General features: G+C 35.1%; 20 protein-coding genes. 4 read left to right on the top strand and 16 right to left on the bottom strand.

Features of this window, described 5'->3' with window-relative positions:
* Positions 1 to 9 precede the first annotated feature (9 nt).
* The 16 genes from ACVWYG_RS18085 to ACVWYG_RS18160 all read right to left on the bottom strand — a co-directional run bounded on the left by ACVWYG_RS18085 (position 10) and on the right by ACVWYG_RS18160 (position 13,141).
* Positions 10 to 783 (bottom strand): hypothetical protein, encoded by a 774-nt coding sequence (locus ACVWYG_RS18085; protein ID WP_457272269.1) that lies wholly within the window; start codon positions 781 to 783, stop codon positions 10 to 12.
* Positions 780 to 1,442, bottom strand: coding sequence for a hypothetical protein (locus ACVWYG_RS18090; protein ID WP_457272270.1), 663 nt, complete (start codon positions 1,440 to 1,442; stop codon positions 780 to 782). Before ACVWYG_RS18090 ends, ACVWYG_RS18085 begins: the two co-directional genes overlap by 4 nt.
* A complete protein-coding gene (locus ACVWYG_RS18095) occupies positions 1,439 to 2,101 on the bottom strand; it encodes a hypothetical protein (protein ID WP_457272272.1) in 663 nt (220 codons plus the stop codon). The genes ACVWYG_RS18090 and ACVWYG_RS18095 overlap by 4 nt, the downstream gene beginning before the upstream one ends.
* The gene (locus tag ACVWYG_RS18100) at positions 2,101 to 2,766 is read right to left on the bottom strand and encodes a hypothetical protein (protein WP_457272274.1); all 666 of its coding nucleotides are present in this window, start codon (positions 2,764 to 2,766) and stop codon (positions 2,101 to 2,103) included. The genes ACVWYG_RS18095 and ACVWYG_RS18100 overlap by 1 nt, the downstream gene beginning before the upstream one ends.
* A 44-nt stretch (positions 2,767 to 2,810) precedes the next feature.
* Positions 2,811 to 5,288, bottom strand: a complete 2,478-nt coding sequence (locus ACVWYG_RS18105; RefSeq protein WP_457272275.1) for a TraG family conjugative transposon ATPase — start codon at positions 5,286 to 5,288, stop codon at positions 2,811 to 2,813.
* The gene (locus tag ACVWYG_RS18110; protein ID WP_457272277.1) at positions 5,245 to 5,574 is read right to left on the bottom strand and encodes a plasmid transfer protein; all 330 of its coding nucleotides are present in this window, start codon (positions 5,572 to 5,574) and stop codon (positions 5,245 to 5,247) included. Before ACVWYG_RS18110 ends, ACVWYG_RS18105 begins: the two co-directional genes overlap by 44 nt.
* 2 nt (positions 5,575 to 5,576) lie before the next feature.
* Positions 5,577 to 5,885, bottom strand: coding sequence for a DUF4134 domain-containing protein (locus tag ACVWYG_RS18115; RefSeq protein ID WP_457272279.1), 309 nt, complete (start codon positions 5,883 to 5,885; stop codon positions 5,577 to 5,579).
* A gap of 102 nt (positions 5,886 to 5,987) precedes the next feature.
* Positions 5,988 to 6,278 carry a DUF4134 family protein gene (locus tag ACVWYG_RS18120; protein WP_457272281.1) on the bottom strand — a complete coding sequence of 97 codons (291 nt, stop codon included), beginning with the start codon at positions 6,276 to 6,278 and terminating at the stop codon, positions 5,988 to 5,990.
* Complete coding sequence (locus ACVWYG_RS18125; protein ID WP_457272283.1) at positions 6,275 to 6,634, bottom strand: hypothetical protein; 360 nt, start codon at positions 6,632 to 6,634, stop codon at positions 6,275 to 6,277. The genes ACVWYG_RS18120 and ACVWYG_RS18125 overlap by 4 nt, the downstream gene beginning before the upstream one ends.
* Positions 6,631 to 6,975, bottom strand: coding sequence for a hypothetical protein (locus ACVWYG_RS18130; protein ID WP_457272285.1), 345 nt, complete (start codon positions 6,973 to 6,975; stop codon positions 6,631 to 6,633). The genes ACVWYG_RS18125 and ACVWYG_RS18130 overlap by 4 nt, the downstream gene beginning before the upstream one ends.
* Before the next feature lie 6 nt (positions 6,976 to 6,981).
* The gene (locus ACVWYG_RS18135; RefSeq protein WP_457272287.1) at positions 6,982 to 7,611 is read right to left on the bottom strand and encodes a ParA family protein; all 630 of its coding nucleotides are present in this window, start codon (positions 7,609 to 7,611) and stop codon (positions 6,982 to 6,984) included.
* Positions 7,612 to 7,647: 36 nt separating this feature from the next.
* Positions 7,648 to 8,913, bottom strand: a complete 1,266-nt coding sequence (locus ACVWYG_RS18140; RefSeq protein WP_457272289.1) for a relaxase/mobilization nuclease domain-containing protein — start codon at positions 8,911 to 8,913, stop codon at positions 7,648 to 7,650.
* A 170-nt stretch (positions 8,914 to 9,083) separates the two neighbouring features.
* The gene (locus ACVWYG_RS18145; protein WP_457272291.1) at positions 9,084 to 9,494 is read right to left on the bottom strand and encodes a plasmid mobilization protein; all 411 of its coding nucleotides are present in this window, start codon (positions 9,492 to 9,494) and stop codon (positions 9,084 to 9,086) included.
* Between the two features lie 456 nt (positions 9,495 to 9,950).
* Positions 9,951 to 10,889 (bottom strand): toprim domain-containing protein, encoded by a 939-nt coding sequence (locus ACVWYG_RS18150; protein ID WP_457272293.1) that lies wholly within the window; start codon positions 10,887 to 10,889, stop codon positions 9,951 to 9,953.
* 576 nt (positions 10,890 to 11,465) lie between these two features.
* Positions 11,466 to 12,539, bottom strand: a complete 1,074-nt coding sequence (locus ACVWYG_RS18155) for a hypothetical protein (RefSeq protein WP_457272295.1) — start codon at positions 12,537 to 12,539, stop codon at positions 11,466 to 11,468.
* A gap of 341 nt (positions 12,540 to 12,880) precedes the next feature.
* Entirely contained in the window at positions 12,881 to 13,141 is a 261-nt protein-coding gene (locus ACVWYG_RS18160) for a hypothetical protein (protein ID WP_457272296.1), read from the bottom strand.
* 293 nt (positions 13,142 to 13,434) lie between these two features.
* Between ACVWYG_RS18160 and ACVWYG_RS18165 the strand changes: the two genes are divergently transcribed.
* From ACVWYG_RS18165 to ACVWYG_RS18180, 4 genes are all read left to right on the top strand, one after another.
* Positions 13,435 to 14,049, top strand: a complete 615-nt coding sequence (locus ACVWYG_RS18165; RefSeq protein WP_457272298.1) for a Crp/Fnr family transcriptional regulator — start codon at positions 13,435 to 13,437, stop codon at positions 14,047 to 14,049.
* Between the two features lie 39 nt (positions 14,050 to 14,088).
* Positions 14,089 to 15,534 carry a hypothetical protein gene (locus tag ACVWYG_RS18170; RefSeq protein ID WP_457272300.1) on the top strand — a complete coding sequence of 482 codons (1,446 nt, stop codon included), beginning with the start codon at positions 14,089 to 14,091 and terminating at the stop codon, positions 15,532 to 15,534.
* Positions 15,531 to 15,857 carry a hypothetical protein gene (locus ACVWYG_RS18175; RefSeq protein ID WP_457272301.1) on the top strand — a complete coding sequence of 109 codons (327 nt, stop codon included), beginning with the start codon at positions 15,531 to 15,533 and terminating at the stop codon, positions 15,855 to 15,857. Before ACVWYG_RS18170 ends, ACVWYG_RS18175 begins: the two co-directional genes overlap by 4 nt.
* Before the next feature lie 311 nt (positions 15,858 to 16,168).
* Positions 16,169 to 16,318: a hypothetical protein gene (locus ACVWYG_RS18180; protein WP_457272303.1), complete on the top strand. Its 150-nt coding sequence runs from the start codon at positions 16,169 to 16,171 to the stop codon at positions 16,316 to 16,318.
* Positions 16,319 to 16,779 lie beyond the last annotated feature (461 nt).

Raw genomic sequence — 16,779 nt, forward strand, 5'->3', positions numbered from 1 at the left:
TTGGTTTGTTTAGTACTTTCTGTTTCTAACTACATCGTTGGCAATTGCTATATCCGACTGAGGTGTCCAACTATTGAACTCAATTTGGTGAGCTTTTATCCGCTGTTGTTGTTCGGTCAAGTTAATGGATCTGCCTGCTGAAGAAATACGTGCCGACCAACTACCATAAAGGTTTCTATACTCGATCAGCATTCTATGATAAGCCAATATTCTTGAGCCCCTATCCATATTGGTAGTCCTTGCCCCTTCAACTCGCTCTCTTAACTTATCCAACTCTTTCTTATACCATTCATAGATTCCACTTTCCAAAACATTTGATTTTACTTTATTTGATAGTCCAGATAGAATGGTATTCGGACTGTTTTCTAAAACAGGCTTCAACTCTTTAGAATAGTATAATAACCAAAGAGGGTCTCCGCCAGAAATTGATCCTTCTTGGTTTGCAATTTCTAATATTGCTGTGTTTCTTAGCGTGTCAGAATGTTGTTTGTAGCTTTTCTCAACCTCACTCATGTTACCAACCATTCCGAGCCTTAATGTTTGCGGGCCTGCAGGGCCAAGAGGCCTTTTATCAGAATTTTTATAGCTTATGTGCCAAGCCCAAGTAGCTAAGTAATATGGGTTGATACCTAACCAGCCAGAAGTTGGAGTAAACTTATTTCTATCCCATTGTTTAAATACCATACGCTCCTGCTGGTAAATCACACTTTGGTCTTTTATGGATTTTTGCGCCATTGATGTGTTCGCTAGACAAGCGATCAGCACTATATAACCGTATCTCATTGGTTTAAGTATTTTGACTTTCTAATAATATCGTTTACAATAGATTTATCCTGGTTGACAAATGAAGCAAATGGATTCAGGGACTTAAAAACACCATTAACTTTTGCCCAATACATCGCTTTCCATGCGCCATAAGTTAAGCCAGACAGCAGTTGCAGCTCTTGCGTAATGTGCCGCAAAAGTAGATCTCTGCTATTGTAATCCATCAAAATGTTACTACCCTCCTTCAATACAAAACCTGAAACTTCATTAACAAGTGTAATTGCCCTTCCCTTAGTTGTTCTGGCCATTTCTTCGGCAAATAAAAGCAAGTAAGGCTCATTCTTAGCCATTTTTACCATTTGTGCCGAATACTTAATAATATCCGCAATGATGTATGCCATATCCTTTACAGCCAAACCGTTTTTTAATGCAGAATTTACATTTGCAAGTCCGCTATATATTAAGTTTTGTGCTATTACGACAGAGCCGACATTTACATTTATATCATCCAAGCTGGTGTTAATTTTATTCAAATACTGATTGTGAGTAAGCTCTGCTGTATTTCGTACCACACTATTTTCGTTTATAATGTTGAAGTGAGCTCGATCGAAAACTACACGTTGTGCAATTGAGATTTTGGCGACAAACAAAAGCAGTAGCAGTAAAATTTTGTTCATTTTTTTAGAAATTTTGCATTGGTTATTATATCATTAACAATAGACTTATCCATATCTATATAATTTTGAAATGGATTTAAAGACCTCAACAAACTAGTTGTATTGGAGTACTGAATAGAGTTAACTAAACCTCTTGAAAGGTCTTGGATACCACTTAATTCTGATAAAATAAAATCGAACAAGATTTTTCTATCCAATTGCTTCATTTGATTTATTGCACCATAACTAGCACTCAAACCAACTAAAAAGTAAACCAAATTCTTTGATTTTTCGACAAATTCAATTTCAGTTTGATAAGCTAGAAGGATTAATGCCGGTTGCTTTTCGGCTAACATATAGATTTCGGCTTGACTCTTAATTATAGCATCAACCATAGGTTTAGCCTGCATGCCAATATTGGCTGCATCAATAGCTAACCCTAAAGAGTTGTACCGCTGTTGGAGTTCTCTATATTTGTTTTTAAGCCTAGCCAAATAGGTTTTGTTTGATTGTTCATTTATGGTCGCAATAGCCTGTTTGGTTTTTGCTTCGCTCTGTTTATCAAATTCCGTTTCACTGTTCCCAACTAGTTGATGAATCGCAGGAATATTCAGTGCTTTCTGTTGCGCATAAACTTGATTAAGGGTTAATAACGCAAAGACTATAATCAGTAATTTCATCATTGCTTCAAGTATTTAGCTTTTGTAATTACATCATTCGCAATCTTAACATCCATATTTTGCCACTCTGACCAAGGATTTAGAGCTGCAAATATCCCTCGCATTCTTGCCCAATACATTGCACGGTGCATGCCGTAGGCCGTACCTCTTAAAATTCTCATTTGACTGGAAATATGGTTGATTAACTTTGACCGCTCCCCCGCATCCATTAGGTTGTCTTTCCCGCCTTTTAATACGAAAGACTGTACTTCAATCGCTAAGCTCGTCGCCCGGACTTTAAATTCTCTAGCGCCTTGTTCGGCAAATATTAGAAGTGCAGGATTTTCTTTGGCAAGCAAAACTGTTTTCTCTACATCCCCAACAATGTCGATTCCAATATCTGCAATTTCCTTTACGGAAGTAAGATTGTTGACGATTGTAGAAACTTCACTCAATCCACGATAGATTCGGTCTTGCATATCATTTACAATGAGCAGCTGACCAGTAACAGCTAACTGTCCTCTTTGGATTAAAGTTAAGTTGTCATTAGTACGGTTCATCTGTCCATTTATAATCGAGGCATGAGCGATCATTGCTCCAGATGTTACTGGATCAACATACAATACTTGACCTAAACTGGTTTTAAAGCTAAAGGCAGCAAGAAATAGTGCAAAAAAGATTTTCATATTAAGTTATATAATTAGTGGAGAATTATAAAGAATTAAGATGCTCATGCATCAATGCTGTCTAATGGCTTAGACTTATCATTTATATGCGTTACAAAATCTCCTAAATTCATTTTACTTATTTTGAGATCTGCAACAAAAGCATCTAGTCCATCTACGTAGGAGCCGTAGGATTTCATGTAAATTTCGATTGCCATTTTTTCGGGTTTTTCAGTGGTGTAAGTGAGGTATTGTTCTAATGAAACTTCCACTCCATAAACTTCTCCTGATGAACCCCTACGTATATATACCTCCTTAAACCTCCCTCTATTGGCAGTATTGTCTAGTTGATTAATTGTAAATATTTTTTTACGCTCTATCTCAGATATCGAAAGCAAAGCAGCTATTTCCTTGTAATTGTCTTTGAATTTGGTTTGGTCTAACAAACAAATGGTATCGGAATTATTCACAATGCTATCTTTTACTACCGCATTGCCGATTATGTCGCCAAGCTCTTGGGTTACCACAATAGCTTCTCCCCAAAACTTACGTACTGTCTTGTAGAGGTAGAGAATGTACCCTGCCATTAATGGCGAGGCAATAGCCTTCCAAGCTTCTTCGATAATTAAAGCTTTTCTAAATCCTGATCGATTACGCATTTTTTGGATGAATACATCCATAATGATTAGCGTTACAATCGGGAAAAGAATTTTGTGTTCTTTGATGCTATCTATTTCAAAAACAATAAACCTTTCTGTAAATAGAGATTTATCTGCGTCTTCGTTAAGGATAGCCTCAAATTCTCCACCCTGATAAAATTTTTTCAATACATACCTGAATTCATCCACATCAAATGGAATTCTCTCCTTGGATTTTATTATTGGAATTTTATAATTGGCAAATTCATAAAAACTGTTGAAGCTTAAATTGGAAATCGTAAAGCTGTCCTGACTATTAGCTGCATCAAAATAGTTGGCATAGTACGAACTAATCACATTTGCGACGACATCTCTTTCAACTTGTGAAATAATTCCTTCTGCGCCTTTCCAAAGTAGACAGATAAGTGTACATATAAAATCCTTTTTCTCGATATTGTACTCATTTTCAGAAATAGCAAACGGATTCATCGTAACTGGCTTTTTATCCGAATAAGTTATGTACTTCCCCTTATAATAATCACAAAGACCTGAATAACTGTGCCCTGTATCTACAATAACCACGTCCATATTGTAGAGCATGTATTGTTCAATCAAGGCATTCATGAAAAAAGATTTTCCACTTCCCGACGGACCTAAAACAAACTTGTTTCTATTGTTGATCCTATTTTGAAGCATTGGTAAATCTGCCGGGTCTATTGCTACTGGAACGCCCTGCCTGTCTGTAAATCGAATTTGAAATTTCGACACTTCATCCACAGCCAGGGCCTCTTTAAAAAAAAGGCAAAGTGCGGCATCTGCAGTAGTTAAAAACCAATCGTATTTTTGCAGTTCGGCACTATTTCCTGGTAAGGCACATCGAAACAATTCCATTTGGTTATAAGCGTTTTTTGATGGTATTATACCAAATTGAAATAGGGAACTTTCTATAAAATTTGCTGCTCTTTGTATATTTTCAGCATCCGCAGATAACAGAATGTTAAAATGACTATTAACCAAAAGCTGGTTATCTCTCGCCACATCATTTAACAATAAATCTATATCTTCAACGCAGATTAAATTAGCCGGATCGGGAATTCCGGAATGCCTTTTCCTTTTAAGCTCTAACTTATTTAATGTGAGCATTTGGCTTGGAATTTCAACTACTTGATTAAAAAGAATACTATCGTAATTCGGCACATTAAGCAAAAACGAAAATAAGTCGACTGGAAAACCCTTCATCGTATCTTTGTCGTTTAACTCAATATGGGTTGATATTTTGCTTGGTAAATCAATACTGTCTATATTGATCAAACTAATATTCCTCACGTGTTTGTCGCCAATTTTTAGCTCATTATCATCTGGCATTATATTATTTAAAGAGAAATTTTTATTGCCGAATTCCATACTTAGCATGCGCATTATCAAAATATTAATTTCTCTTTCTCTTAGCAAGGTTGGCTTAGTTTGCGCCGATTTTAATATATCTAATATCTTACCGATGACCTGCTTAAAACCCTTAAGCTGTCTTTTGTCATACACATAAAAAGCCCCTTTTTTTACCTGTTTTGTTATGGTTAGGTATGTAGTAATTTGTAGGAAATCTCGCCCTTCGAAATGTGCATTATATTTGTCTTGCAGGTATTCGGTAGCTTTCCTGCTCTCATAAACGGAACGGCTAAAAATATCCTGTTTTTGAATCACATGGCCTTCTCCCAATATTTTAATCACATTTAGAAATAGATTATGAAATTCATCATATGCATCTGTCGAAGCGGAATACTGCAATACCGGATTGATAATTTTTATGACTACCGAAAATTCTCCATTTACACCGTACAATAAGTCAAAATCTTCATTGCAATCAACGCCAATATATGGCATTATAAATTCTGTTCTTTTTTGCATATTGATTGATTTTTTTAAGGTTGACGGCATGAATGAAAATACCTGAATAGCGTATTTTTCGGTGTAAACCTTTTTTCTGTTGTGTTGCAGTATAAAGTAGACCTCCAACAATTACCACGACCATTACGATTGCACCAACATATTTATTAATTAGTGCCATACTTACCGAGCCGGTAACCAAACCAGAGAGTAGACAACCAATACCCCAATAGATAAACTTGCCTTTAAAACCTTTATAAACAAGGGGCTTTTGCAACCCCTTATACACTGCAAACTGCTTAGCCACGATTACAAGCCGAAGAAAGCTTTAACAATTAGTGAACTTAGCACCAAAAACAGACAGGAGCCTCCCCAACCCATTAACTCTTTATTAATGTCTTGGTCGCCAGAATTCCACTTTGAATACACTCGAATTCCGCCGACTATACCCACGATACCGCCAATCACTAAAGCAATATTGCCTGCTGGATCAACGTAGGTTTTCAACGTGCTTGTTGCGGTGTTTAGACCATTTACTCCGCTCTGTGCAAATAAATATTGTAACTGCGTAAAGGCAACTATCATTGCCAAAAATACTTTTTGTTTGATTTTTCTCATTTTGAATTGGTTGTTATTAAAAGGGTTAACGTTTAGATAATCGTATAAATAAAAAAGACTATCCAGTAATGAATAGCCTCGACATATTGTTATTAGTTGGCTCTATAATCCAAATACCTGAACCAAGGCAATATTGATAATAATGATAAACAAAGCTGCGAAGAACCAGGCTGGTAAATCTGTGGAAACATCTTGCCCCATTTGCCATTTATGGTATATATGAATCGACCCGATAATTGCTACCAGTGCTGCCAATACATAAGACAAATCCGACATGGCGAAAAAGTCTCTGCTTAATTCCCCTCTTACTTGCTTCAATTCTGCAATACCTGGCTGAGATCGAACAACTAGTACAAAAAAAGTTAGGAAAATAACAAGAGTGATTTTTTTCATCTCTCAAAAATAACAGGCCTTGTAAACTCTATCATTTCCGTTTTGGCCAAATTAAAAACGTGTTTTATGGACACTCCCCCTGTAAAAGCTATTGCGTTTTCAGAGATAAAAATAGCATCATCATCCTCACTTGAACTCCCTGCAAATTCAATTTCCTCGTTGTATTCATCCGTTGCCTCATTAACAAAATTTTCATCTAGTATTTGGGGCTTTATGTCTTCTGAAAAAGTTAAGTAGTTGTCGGTTAAAATTCCATCGTCGTTATTTCCGCCTTTAGCACCATCTATTAAAATGTTCAGTCCATAATAAATCAAGTAGATAATCGTCATCCACATAGTAAATTGTATCCATGTCATAATTCAAAATTTTCAAGTGAAGTTTTAATAATTTGTTTCAATTCTGGGTTTTCAATAAAGAGGTAATCGATTGAGTAAGCGATAACCTTATTCATATCAACACCTGTAGCTATTTTAAATTGGGATAACATTTTTACTGTTTTATCATCTATTCGTGGGTGTAATAGATTTTTTCCGGTGTATTCATATGCCCTTATTGATTCCAATATTTCAATATCCTTATCCCTGCTAGTCTCTTTGTTCGTTTTTGTCCTGATAAAAGATTGCTGTTCACTTTTTTTTACAGGATCGGCGATTTCATGCCTCAGTAAATCAGCCAAGGTTTTCATTTTTTCACTCATAATTTTTTAATTAGCGGCTAAAAGATAGTCTTCACAAATTTTTTCGAAAAGGGGAATTATTAGTGGATAAACCGATATGGGTGTTTGAAAGGTATTTGTTCTTTGAAAATCTATCCTGTCTGGCAATGCTGGCAAAACAGTTCCAAATTTAGATAGCTGTTCAACTATCTGTGATTGGATTTCATACTTCACATTTCCTTTAACTCTATTCGGCACGTAATTTATCGGCACTTTACGGTTAATTTTCTTCAACACCACAGAAAACAAAATAGTAGAATCAAAGCTAAATTCATCATAACTAAACGGGCAAAGAACAAGATCTGCGGATTGAAATACCGGAATTAAACCATCATCATCTAACTTACCTGGCAAATCGATAATTACAATCTGCTCTTTGTTTTTTGCAAGAATTGATAACATTACAGGATAATGCGCTAAGCTTGCAGCCAATACTTCATAAGGTTCGACATTTTCTAAGAGCTTTGCCCTTTCGTACTTTCCTGCTATGGATTGTTGGTAATCCATATCTATAACAGTTACCGTTCTTTTTTTGACCAGCGTAAGGTAATTAGCCAGTAATAAAGTGAGCGTACTTTTGCCTGCTCCACCTTTTTGGTTTCCAATAATAATTACCATGATAAGTTAGTTTGCTATTTTAAATACAATTCCGCGTTAAGTTTTTCTTTTCTTTTTTCGCTTAGCATCGTCTTGGTCATCCACCAAATGTATTGAACCAACAGTGGCAAAATGAGCTAAATTTTCCCAATCGAAAGACGAATGCGCGTGTATTTGATAAGCTCCTGCAAAAATTTGAAATTCCTCGAAATCTAATAATTCTTTAATGTTAACTTTTATCCCAGCAGCCACGTCGTTCAAGTAAAACGTACTTTGTTGTCGATCTACAACGAGTCCTTGAGAAGACAATCCTTGTAATAAAGCTGGGTAGTTATAAAGCGAAGCCTTTAATAGCGTTGAATAATAATTTAATTCGGCTATGGATAGTTTATTTTTACTCTTAGATTCATTATAGCTTACTTTGCTTGTTCGCTCTTGTTCGCTTTTTGAATTGACATTTAAAAGTTCTTTAAGGGTAATGACTTCACCACCTTTAAAAACATTTTGCTCTGCATGGTCAATTATGCTGTATCCATATGGTGACTTGCCGTCCTTTCCATGATAAATTAATTCTATTCCAAATTTTTGCTTTATAAATTCGCTGAAGTCAGAAGTATATTCATCAGTATTCTTCTTTAGTCCGCTTGGCAATGCTATTGTTTTAGGTAAAGGTTCTGTATTGTAGGCTAGCACGTATTTCTCAAAAATTGATCCTAATTGAGTCGCCCTTCTACTATCTATTTTAAAGTTTAAAATTTTATCGTTAATGGTTTCCAAATTAATATCGAGAAGTTTCTTACCAAATTTGATAACTTCAATGCTTTTATTAGTTTGTTTTAAGGTATAGCCATTGCGTTCCAAAAGCATCATAAATTGAGCCTTAGTGGAAAATTTATATTTTAATGCTTTCTCTACATCTGCGCTTACTTTTACATGCTCATCAATACCCATTACTTTATTGATGTTCTGAACTGCTCTAATTTTTTCAAATTCTGACGAAATCTTTTTACCTTCCTTATTTACCCTAGTAGAAACTATATGGACATGGTTGTTTTCCGTATCCTTATGAAATACAATCATGTAAGGGTTTTTGGAATAACCCATTTCGTTTAACCAACGTGTGGCAATGTTAGTTAATTGGACTTTGTCATATTCTTTTCCTTTACAAGAAATTGCTACATGAAACTGAGGAGCTTTTATCCTCGTGTTTTGTGAAGAAATTAATTTGAAATAATTGCGATAATCCTCGGGCTTTAGATTTTCCATTCCTTGTAGAGGACCAAAGTTTTGAATTTTCATCAATTCACCCTTATTCTGATCCATTTTATTAGTGTTATAATTAACCCCATTAAACGAATCAGCGGAGGAAAGAATCTTTACAACCATTTATAAAAAGTCTAGCTAGGTAACAAGTGAGCCGCGTAGCTGCATAGCTGCATAGCTGCATAGAAATATATCTGATTAGCCGGTTACTTTGTTCAGATGTATCGTAATTATTTACCCATTAATCTGATGATTTTTCTAAGAGCTTTTTCAACCTCAATTTGTACAGATATGTGTTTTTCGAACAAAACGTTGAAGCGACTAGTAATAACTTCAGTTTGCATCCCTCGCTTATTAAGCGTGTTTGCATACTTTGCCAATTGGTTGATGTTGTTCCCGGAACGTCCAAGTTCTTCGCCTATTTTATCTAAGTTTTCAATTGCATCTTTAGCATTAATTATAATTGAATGATGTTTGTCCAATGTTTTTCTCCGAATGATTTCTGTCTTATTTAAACCGAGAGTTTTCTCAAGTTTTTCTATGACTTTAAATTCCTCCTCGTTGAAACGGACATCAATTTTCTTATTGCGTTTGCCTGTCTCTAGCAGAGGCCTCCCCGTTAGTCTTTTAAAATCGCTCATAAAATCGGTTCAAATATTTGTGCTGCTGGCCGAAGAAAACGAGTTGCGAGTTTTCTAAACACCTTACTCCCCAATCGAGGCAAGAGGTAAATGGGGTAAGGCAAGAAACTTTTTGTGTGGCGAAAATTCACGCAGTGATATTTTTGTCTGACAAAAAGACATCTTGCAACTGAAAAAACGCAAAGGTAGCTGTATAGCAAATTCTTTTAGAAGTGCTTTTTAAACAACGCAAAAAATCAAATTAGATTCTTTGCACACTATTCTGCCTAACGAAAAGAAGAATTCGGTATGTTGTTTTCAAATTTGAACAAAAAATCTTCGAGACTTTATTTCCGGATTTTAGAGTAGCCACATAGCTATCTCACTGTATATCTAAGCAGCTAAATATCTAGGTAGCCGTGTATCTATGTAGCTGTATATCTATATATCTACATAACAAGATAGCTAAGTAACTTGCTACATAGTTACCTTGTTCCTATTTTTGACACTATCCGATTGTTGCCAGGGCTTCAAATTGTTTGCAATTAATTTTTCGTTGTAATCTTTGAAACCTGAATAAATATCAGAGCGGTTATTTGCTTTTGGGAAAACCTCTAAAAATTTCTCCGTAGTTTTCTTACCGGTTGAATCATTGTCAAAAAATAGATTGATATAATCAATATCCATAGTATCTATTTTCCGTATGGCTTTGTTGACCAATGCAGCAGAGTTGAGAATTATTGCAAAATCTAAAATTTTACTTTTATCTTCCATAATCGCGGACTGATAATCAAACATTCCTTCAAACGCATTAACTGTTTTTGAAACACCGGTAATGATCGAAATATCTTTTCTTCCCAGACAGCCTTTAAAATATTGATTCCGAATATCCCATCCACCGCTCTCATTTTGCCAACCAACACCGTAGTAATTTCTTTCTCTATTGAGGTCGTCTTTAATCATATAATAGACCTCTTTTAAAACAGAAGGTTTAGAAACGGTAAGACCTCTAGATTGAAGATAACTGGTAATCGATGGATTTTTACCAAGATTATTAGTTTTGACAACTCTATATCTCTCCGGCTCCACTGGTGCAATTTTGTTTTTTTGCTCACTAAGAGAAAATGACAATCCTAAATTATCTAGATATAGATCATTAATTTTCGAGACTACAGATTTTACGCTTGACGTGTTCCAAATTAACAAACCCAGATCAATTATATTTCCACCCTGACCCAATCCGTGATCGTACCATTGCGACTTTCTATCGTTTACACAGAAGGAAGCGTCCGTATCCGATTCTCTAATTGGTGATAAGTAGAAAAGTTCTGCCCCAGATTTCTTTTTATGCTCAAACCCTAATTTTTCCAATAAATCGCTGATAGCAACCTTGTCTTTAATTTCTGAAATATTCATATTCTTAGTATTAATTGGACCGATTAGCTGCGCTTATCGAATAAGTAACAGTAATTAAGACTTGCTAGACCTTTCGAAAAAAAAGTCGTTTTTTTCTTGATAAATTTTTAAAATCGCTTATAGGAGACACTTTAGTAAGCATCAAAAATTCCTATAGAGGTTTTTAAAAAATCTTTGCCATCCTTTCTTGACACAAGCTATTTGATGCTCTGAAATCTTTTTTCTTAGTTAGCCTAAATATCAAACACTAATTCAAAAGCCTTGCCATTTTCAAATTCTTTTAAAAAAGCTATAATTATTATATATTTATTATTATTATAATACAATATTGGTCGAATAGCTCGACATGAATGTGGGTTTACCACGAATACGAGTAGTTCTTGCTATCGAATTGTTCGACATCTAGACGGATTAGTCGAAAAGCTCGACATTAAAGTCGAAGTACTCGACATTATAATCTTAAAAAGTCAAAATGTTCGACATCAAAATCGAAATACTCGACATTATATTAGGCAGAAATCGAAATACTCGACATTGAAATCAAACTACTCGACATCAAAATCGAACCTCTCGACATCAAACCTTATCTTTTGCACTTAAGATATCTCCCGAAAGGATTAACTCTGTAGCAAAACTTCTAGTAATTTTCACGTCTAAACAGTTGCTATAACAGTCAACTAGTATTGAAGCTTTTTCTTGTAGATGATAGCCATTATTTCCCAACCAATTTTGAAAAGGTACCGGATCTTGCTCTGAATAACCTTCGACATATTTAGCTTTAAATAAATATTTCAATGTGGTCACAAGCTTAGCAAAGAAGCTATGCTCGATCATTAAATCTTTTGGACCAATTAGATGGTTAAACGATAACTTGACAATGTACTGATATCGCTTATTTTCGTTAACGAACTCATAATTAAAATCGAAGGAGCTTTCTTTTATTTTGCCAAGTATTCTATTCAGATTTTGTTTTTTATGAGCGGGCTTTTGGTCTCTGATATTGGCATATTCACAAAGTCGATCTAGCGGAACAACAACAGAATTTTCTCTATCAGAACTCGTAAATAGGATGTGGTTTATTTTGAACAGATACAGCAGCAAACTTTGTCGGGTTTCCCCGCCCCGGCCTTTTCCAACCCTTCTGTAAATTTCAGTATTAATTGTATAGTATCTCCTAAAAAACCCATCTAACAGCTCGTTTGAGACCTTTACTTCGTAACATTTTAATTCTTTACTCGTCCTATTAAAATTTAACCTTAGGTCTATCAGAATAGAAAAACCTTTAAGTTGAATTATTTCTTCATTCTTCCTATACTCATATTTATTACTAAATATAAGATTTCGCTCGAGCATGATATATAAGGTGTAGTCAAAGACTGTCTCAAACTTAAATCCTTCTATTATTGGCGGATTTACTTTAGCATTTTTAAACATTGGATGTTTGATGCTTAGATCTTGACGGTTTCGTCCTGTTTCTCTACAAAACTCAGCCAGCGTGAATTTAGTGTAACCGAATAAGTCGAATTTTATTTGTTTCGTTATAAATACGATAAAATCCTGCACTAATCCTGAGTGACCCTCAAAGCTCCTTTCAATATCTCTCAAATTATCAGCAACAGCTCTATCTATTCGGCTAATTGATTTATCCATTGAATTAATCTTTAAAAGGTTATCTGGCCGCGATTTAATAAATCAGGAATAATTTCTACACTTAACAGCTCTTTCAAAATCAGTGTTTAGTGCTGCAATAGTTTCGGAAAGAATTTCTCTCAGTAAAACTCTAGAGTATGTCTTAGCAAAGACTGGTGGGTATCGTTTCGGCCTGAAAAAAGTTTCTACACTTGACCATCATCAGACACAGCTCTACCGTATGACGATTTGAGACAGTTGACACTGCCATAGCGTTGCAGGGAAATTAGCCCTCTTACATCTTTCTTCACTCCAAGTATAGCGCAGAATCTTTCAGCCTGCTGGGTGTAATTATACTATCGTTACCTATTAAGGTAAGCAGTAATGCTATTTTTAGAATACCGTGAACCTTTACCGGTTCCTCGGCGCCTTATAATATTTCTTGTAGTTAATTCGCTTAATTTTGTTGATTTGCAGTTGATCAAAATCATTGCATTTTCTCCATTAAGCCATTCATCCTCGTTCTTATTTACAATTATGCTTTTAATCTCTCTTAAGATTTCTGCCTTAAAGCCGATTAAAGATTTCTCAAATTCTTCGCGTGTTAAAATTTCAAATTGCATAACTTCAAATCTTATAATTCACTTAAATGCCTCTACCCAATTGTGAAAGAAAATATTTAGTTAGGCATTAAAACTTATTCTTTCGTTTGCGATGGACTCACCTAAATGCTTTTTATTAGGTAGTGCACCTCTAATGGAATTAAAAAAATAGAATCTTTAAATGATTGGAAAATAAATCATTAGCTTTATGCTAAGTTTCCAAATATTTAGGTTTAAATAATTTTAATTTCCTTTAGGACAATGTAGTGTTGTTAGATTTTCGGTGGTTTGATTTCAATCACAATATCTATCAAATGAAAAATTCTGATTATGACGAGGCCGATTTGCTCGAGACTCTAGGTTTTATTGCGCCAATTCCTGCGATTATGCAGCAGCGCATTAACAAAGAAGTTGTTTTCGAAAAACATCTGCGTGGAACGTATTTGCTTGTTCCAGGAGATATAGCTAGGAAATTCTACTTTATAAGAAGGGGATTTTTGCGCGCTTATTTTATCGATGAAAATGGGAAAACCTGTACCTCTTGGTTTATGGGTAAGGGCGATATGATGGTTTCAGTGTATAGTTTTTTCACACAAAAACCTTCAAATGAATTCATAGAAGTCCTTCAAGATTGCGTGCTGCAATCGATTACCTGGCACGAATTAAATGCATATTACGCGGATTTCGAAATTGGAAATTTATTGGGAAGAATTGTAATTCAGAAATATTACATCATGAGTGAGGAACGAGCAATTTTCCTTAGAACCCACACCCCAGAGATGAGATATAACTTACTTCTCGAGACCAATCCCGACATTGAGCAACTCACCACCCTTACAAATATTGCTAGTCATATAGATGTTAGTAGAGAAACATTGAGCAGATTAAGGTCTAAAAGATTAAAACGTGATTCAAATCACAAAAAGTGAGTATACTAATTTCTGATATTTATCAAAAATTATGAGATTATGAAAAATTACTTGAAAATTTTTTGTGTTGCTTTACTACTTTGCTCTGGTTGTAAGAAGCACGATCGCCTTTTAGAATCAACGGCGCTTTCTACACAGAAGATCAATAATCTCGAACTGGCAGAGGTCAAATATTTCATCTCTACCCTTGAAAATAATGACTCGATTAGTAAAGCAATCAAACTAATTGATTGGAATAGAGTTCAAAAAAAAATTAAAAATGGGAACGTGGTTTGGGAATTCTATCTTCCAGGACAGCCAACTTATGATGGGTACAAACAAGGATTTAGGCGACTTATCATATTTAAGAATAATAAATCTAATATTATTGAAGGAAAGTTTCAAGAGATTATTCCTGAATCCATCTATTTACAAAAGCTTGCATTTGAACACCAAAATTTCTATGGTCGAATTTTCGAGTATAATTTAAAATACAAGCTTCTTGGTGGTGTCCTGTTATCAGATGGGCACCAAATTGGGGACATAAAAACAATCACTGAGCAGGAAAGGATATCTCTTGCCAATCGAAATCTACAACAATTCGAGAAATGGCCAGCCGATAGAGGCCGCCAGATGTTTGCCCGAGTGGTTCAGAGTTGCACATGGATATATACGACTTATATAGATAGCGAAGGTGATTTTACAATTTCCGGCCAAAAAATCTGTAGTGTTTATAGTTATGAGTTGAATTATATTCCTGACTTTAATAACATGTTAGGTGACGAATATTCCTCAGGTGGGGGTGGAGGAGGGGGTAGTGGCGGTTCACCAGGCGGATCCAAAAATGGAAATGCTAAATCTCCCAAGAATGTCATTCCTGCACCTTCTAATCTTCCGGGAGAAGATAAGGGTCGTGTGGATCCAAAAAAAATGATGGAATGTTTTGCCAACATCACCGATCTTGCCGCTAAATGTATAGTGAAAGTTTACGTTGTTGAACCGTTTCCTGGGACATCATTTAATGTCGGTCCGAATAGCTTTGGACATGTTGCAATTTCATTAACAAAAACTAGTGGGAGTACATCAATTACACAAACGATTGGTTTCTATCCCACCGGAGTAGGTGTACAAAAACTGTCGTCTAATTCACAAATATTAGATAACGGAGATCTTACATACAATATAAGCGCAACTTATGCTGTTAGCGCAAATAACTTTCAAAAAGTAATTAATTACCTTAGCAATCCTCCAAGTCGTTACGATTTTACAGATTATAATTGCTCAGCATTTGTGTATGGAGCAGGATTAGCTGGTAATGTGCCTATCCCAGATCCTACTACTCAAATCGGATTAAGCGGGCCTGGTGGAGTTGGAATTTCTAAGACACCAGCTGGTATGGCAGCTGCCTTACGTGATCAAAAAGCAAAAAATCCAAACACTGGCGTTAATGAGAATGGTGGACGCATACCTCCAAGTAAAGGAGAATGCAATAAACAGCTATTATGAAAAAAAATACAAAAATTTGGATAGCTACAATAGTAGTTATAATCATCGGAAGCAATCTCCTTCCTTTTACTTACTTTTTTCCTAGCAATTATACCTACCAGAATATCGATGGAAGTTTCCATTACACAGAGCATCCAGAAAAAGGTCTAGACTTTGAGGTTGGCGAGATTAGGTATAACCGTTTCCTTAAAGAACATCCAGGTGCTAAGAACAAACAGCTATATAGGAAATTCCATTTAAAACTTTGGAAATTTTGGGCATGGTCCCAAATGATTATTAATAGAGAACGTTATAATTTACCAATTCTTCCAACAAATAATTAGAGATTTTGAAGCAGATAAAATTGAAATTGAATCTGCCGAAAGTATTGAAAGACTTGCTGAAGGAAGTGAAGGAAAACATGTTTTGCCTTTTTTAGTCCAAATACTTGAAAGTAAAGACTTAAATAGAATAATTGAAAGGTGTTGCAGGTCAGCAAAAATAAAGGCATTTTAAGAATCATTATACTACTAGCATTGATTTGGCAATATAGCATATTCGCCTTATGTTTATTCGGGATGCTTAAACTTAGCGGTCTGAAGAACCCGGTAAAGTTGTGCGTAATGGATTGTAATTTTAAAGATAACAAAAATCAATGCAGTTTTCTGCTTTAGAAGAAAAAGTTATGCGATATCAGAATATTCAATTTAAGCCCAATAGAAGTAAGGAATACATAGAAAATTCCTACCCGAAAGCTGCACAGGATACAGTAAAGAATTTAGGTTCGAATTTATATGCGATGTAGTAAGTCATTATATATTTTGATTTTCGAATTCAACATGCTTTACACTGTATCTGAAAATGTTAAGAGCTAATCCTAACCTTAAAAAATCCCAGCTCAAATCCTATAAGTTTTAAGGGAAAGGTACTCTTTAATTAATGTAAAGAAGTTATGAAAGAAAGAACCTTATATTTATTGTTGGCTGTAATGGTTTTGCTAAGCATTTTTACAGGATTTTCGATTAATAACAACTTCAGTTATCTTTATAGCTACGCATTTGTAAGTTTTCCGGAAATATTGTTGAGTTCACATGGTTCAGCGAACTTAAATATTTTTAGCCTGATACACTGGGTATTTCTAGTGCTTTCGCATATCAGCATGTTTCTATTATGGATATTCTTGAGTATACTGACCCCCCAGTATTGCTTATTAGTTCGCTAAAAAAACAAAGTCCTACAGAAGGGTTTTGCTGACATTCCGGCGGA

The organism is Pedobacter sp. UYEF25, assembly GCF_054061655.1.

Coding starts and splice junctions, on each gene's coding strand:
- ACVWYG_RS18085 (WP_457272269.1), bottom strand. CDS start 783: ATGAGATACGGTTATATAGTGCTGATCGCTTGTCTAGCGAACACATCA.
- ACVWYG_RS18090 (WP_457272270.1), bottom strand. CDS start 1,442: ATGAACAAAATTTTACTGCTACTGCTTTTGTTTGTCGCCAAAATCTCA.
- ACVWYG_RS18095 (WP_457272272.1), bottom strand. CDS start 2,101: ATGAAATTACTGATTATAGTCTTTGCGTTATTAACCCTTAATCAAGTT.
- ACVWYG_RS18100 (WP_457272274.1), bottom strand. CDS start 2,766: ATGAAAATCTTTTTTGCACTATTTCTTGCTGCCTTTAGCTTTAAAACC.
- ACVWYG_RS18105 (WP_457272275.1), bottom strand. CDS start 5,288: ATGCAAAAAAGAACAGAATTTATAATGCCATATATTGGCGTTGATTGC.
- ACVWYG_RS18115 (WP_457272279.1), bottom strand. CDS start 5,885: ATGAGAAAAATCAAACAAAAAGTATTTTTGGCAATGATAGTTGCCTTT.
- ACVWYG_RS18120 (WP_457272281.1), bottom strand. CDS start 6,278: ATGAAAAAAATCACTCTTGTTATTTTCCTAACTTTTTTTGTACTAGTT.
- ACVWYG_RS18125 (WP_457272283.1), bottom strand. CDS start 6,634: ATGACATGGATACAATTTACTATGTGGATGACGATTATCTACTTGATT.
- ACVWYG_RS18130 (WP_457272285.1), bottom strand. CDS start 6,975: ATGAGTGAAAAAATGAAAACCTTGGCTGATTTACTGAGGCATGAAATC.
- ACVWYG_RS18135 (WP_457272287.1), bottom strand. CDS start 7,611: ATGGTAATTATTATTGGAAACCAAAAAGGTGGAGCAGGCAAAAGTACG.
- ACVWYG_RS18140 (WP_457272289.1), bottom strand. CDS start 8,913: ATGGATCAGAATAAGGGTGAATTGATGAAAATTCAAAACTTTGGTCCT.
- ACVWYG_RS18145 (WP_457272291.1), bottom strand. CDS start 9,494: ATGAGCGATTTTAAAAGACTAACGGGGAGGCCTCTGCTAGAGACAGGC.
- ACVWYG_RS18150 (WP_457272293.1), bottom strand. CDS start 10,889: ATGAATATTTCAGAAATTAAAGACAAGGTTGCTATCAGCGATTTATTG.
- ACVWYG_RS18155 (WP_457272295.1), bottom strand. CDS start 12,539: ATGGATAAATCAATTAGCCGAATAGATAGAGCTGTTGCTGATAATTTG.
- ACVWYG_RS18160 (WP_457272296.1), bottom strand. CDS start 13,141: ATGCAATTTGAAATTTTAACACGCGAAGAATTTGAGAAATCTTTAATC.
- ACVWYG_RS18165 (WP_457272298.1), top strand. CDS start 13,435: ATGAAAAATTCTGATTATGACGAGGCCGATTTGCTCGAGACTCTAGGT.
- ACVWYG_RS18170 (WP_457272300.1), top strand. CDS start 14,089: ATGAAAAATTACTTGAAAATTTTTTGTGTTGCTTTACTACTTTGCTCT.
- ACVWYG_RS18175 (WP_457272301.1), top strand. CDS start 15,531: ATGAAAAAAAATACAAAAATTTGGATAGCTACAATAGTAGTTATAATC.
- ACVWYG_RS18180 (WP_457272303.1), top strand. CDS start 16,169: ATGCAGTTTTCTGCTTTAGAAGAAAAAGTTATGCGATATCAGAATATT.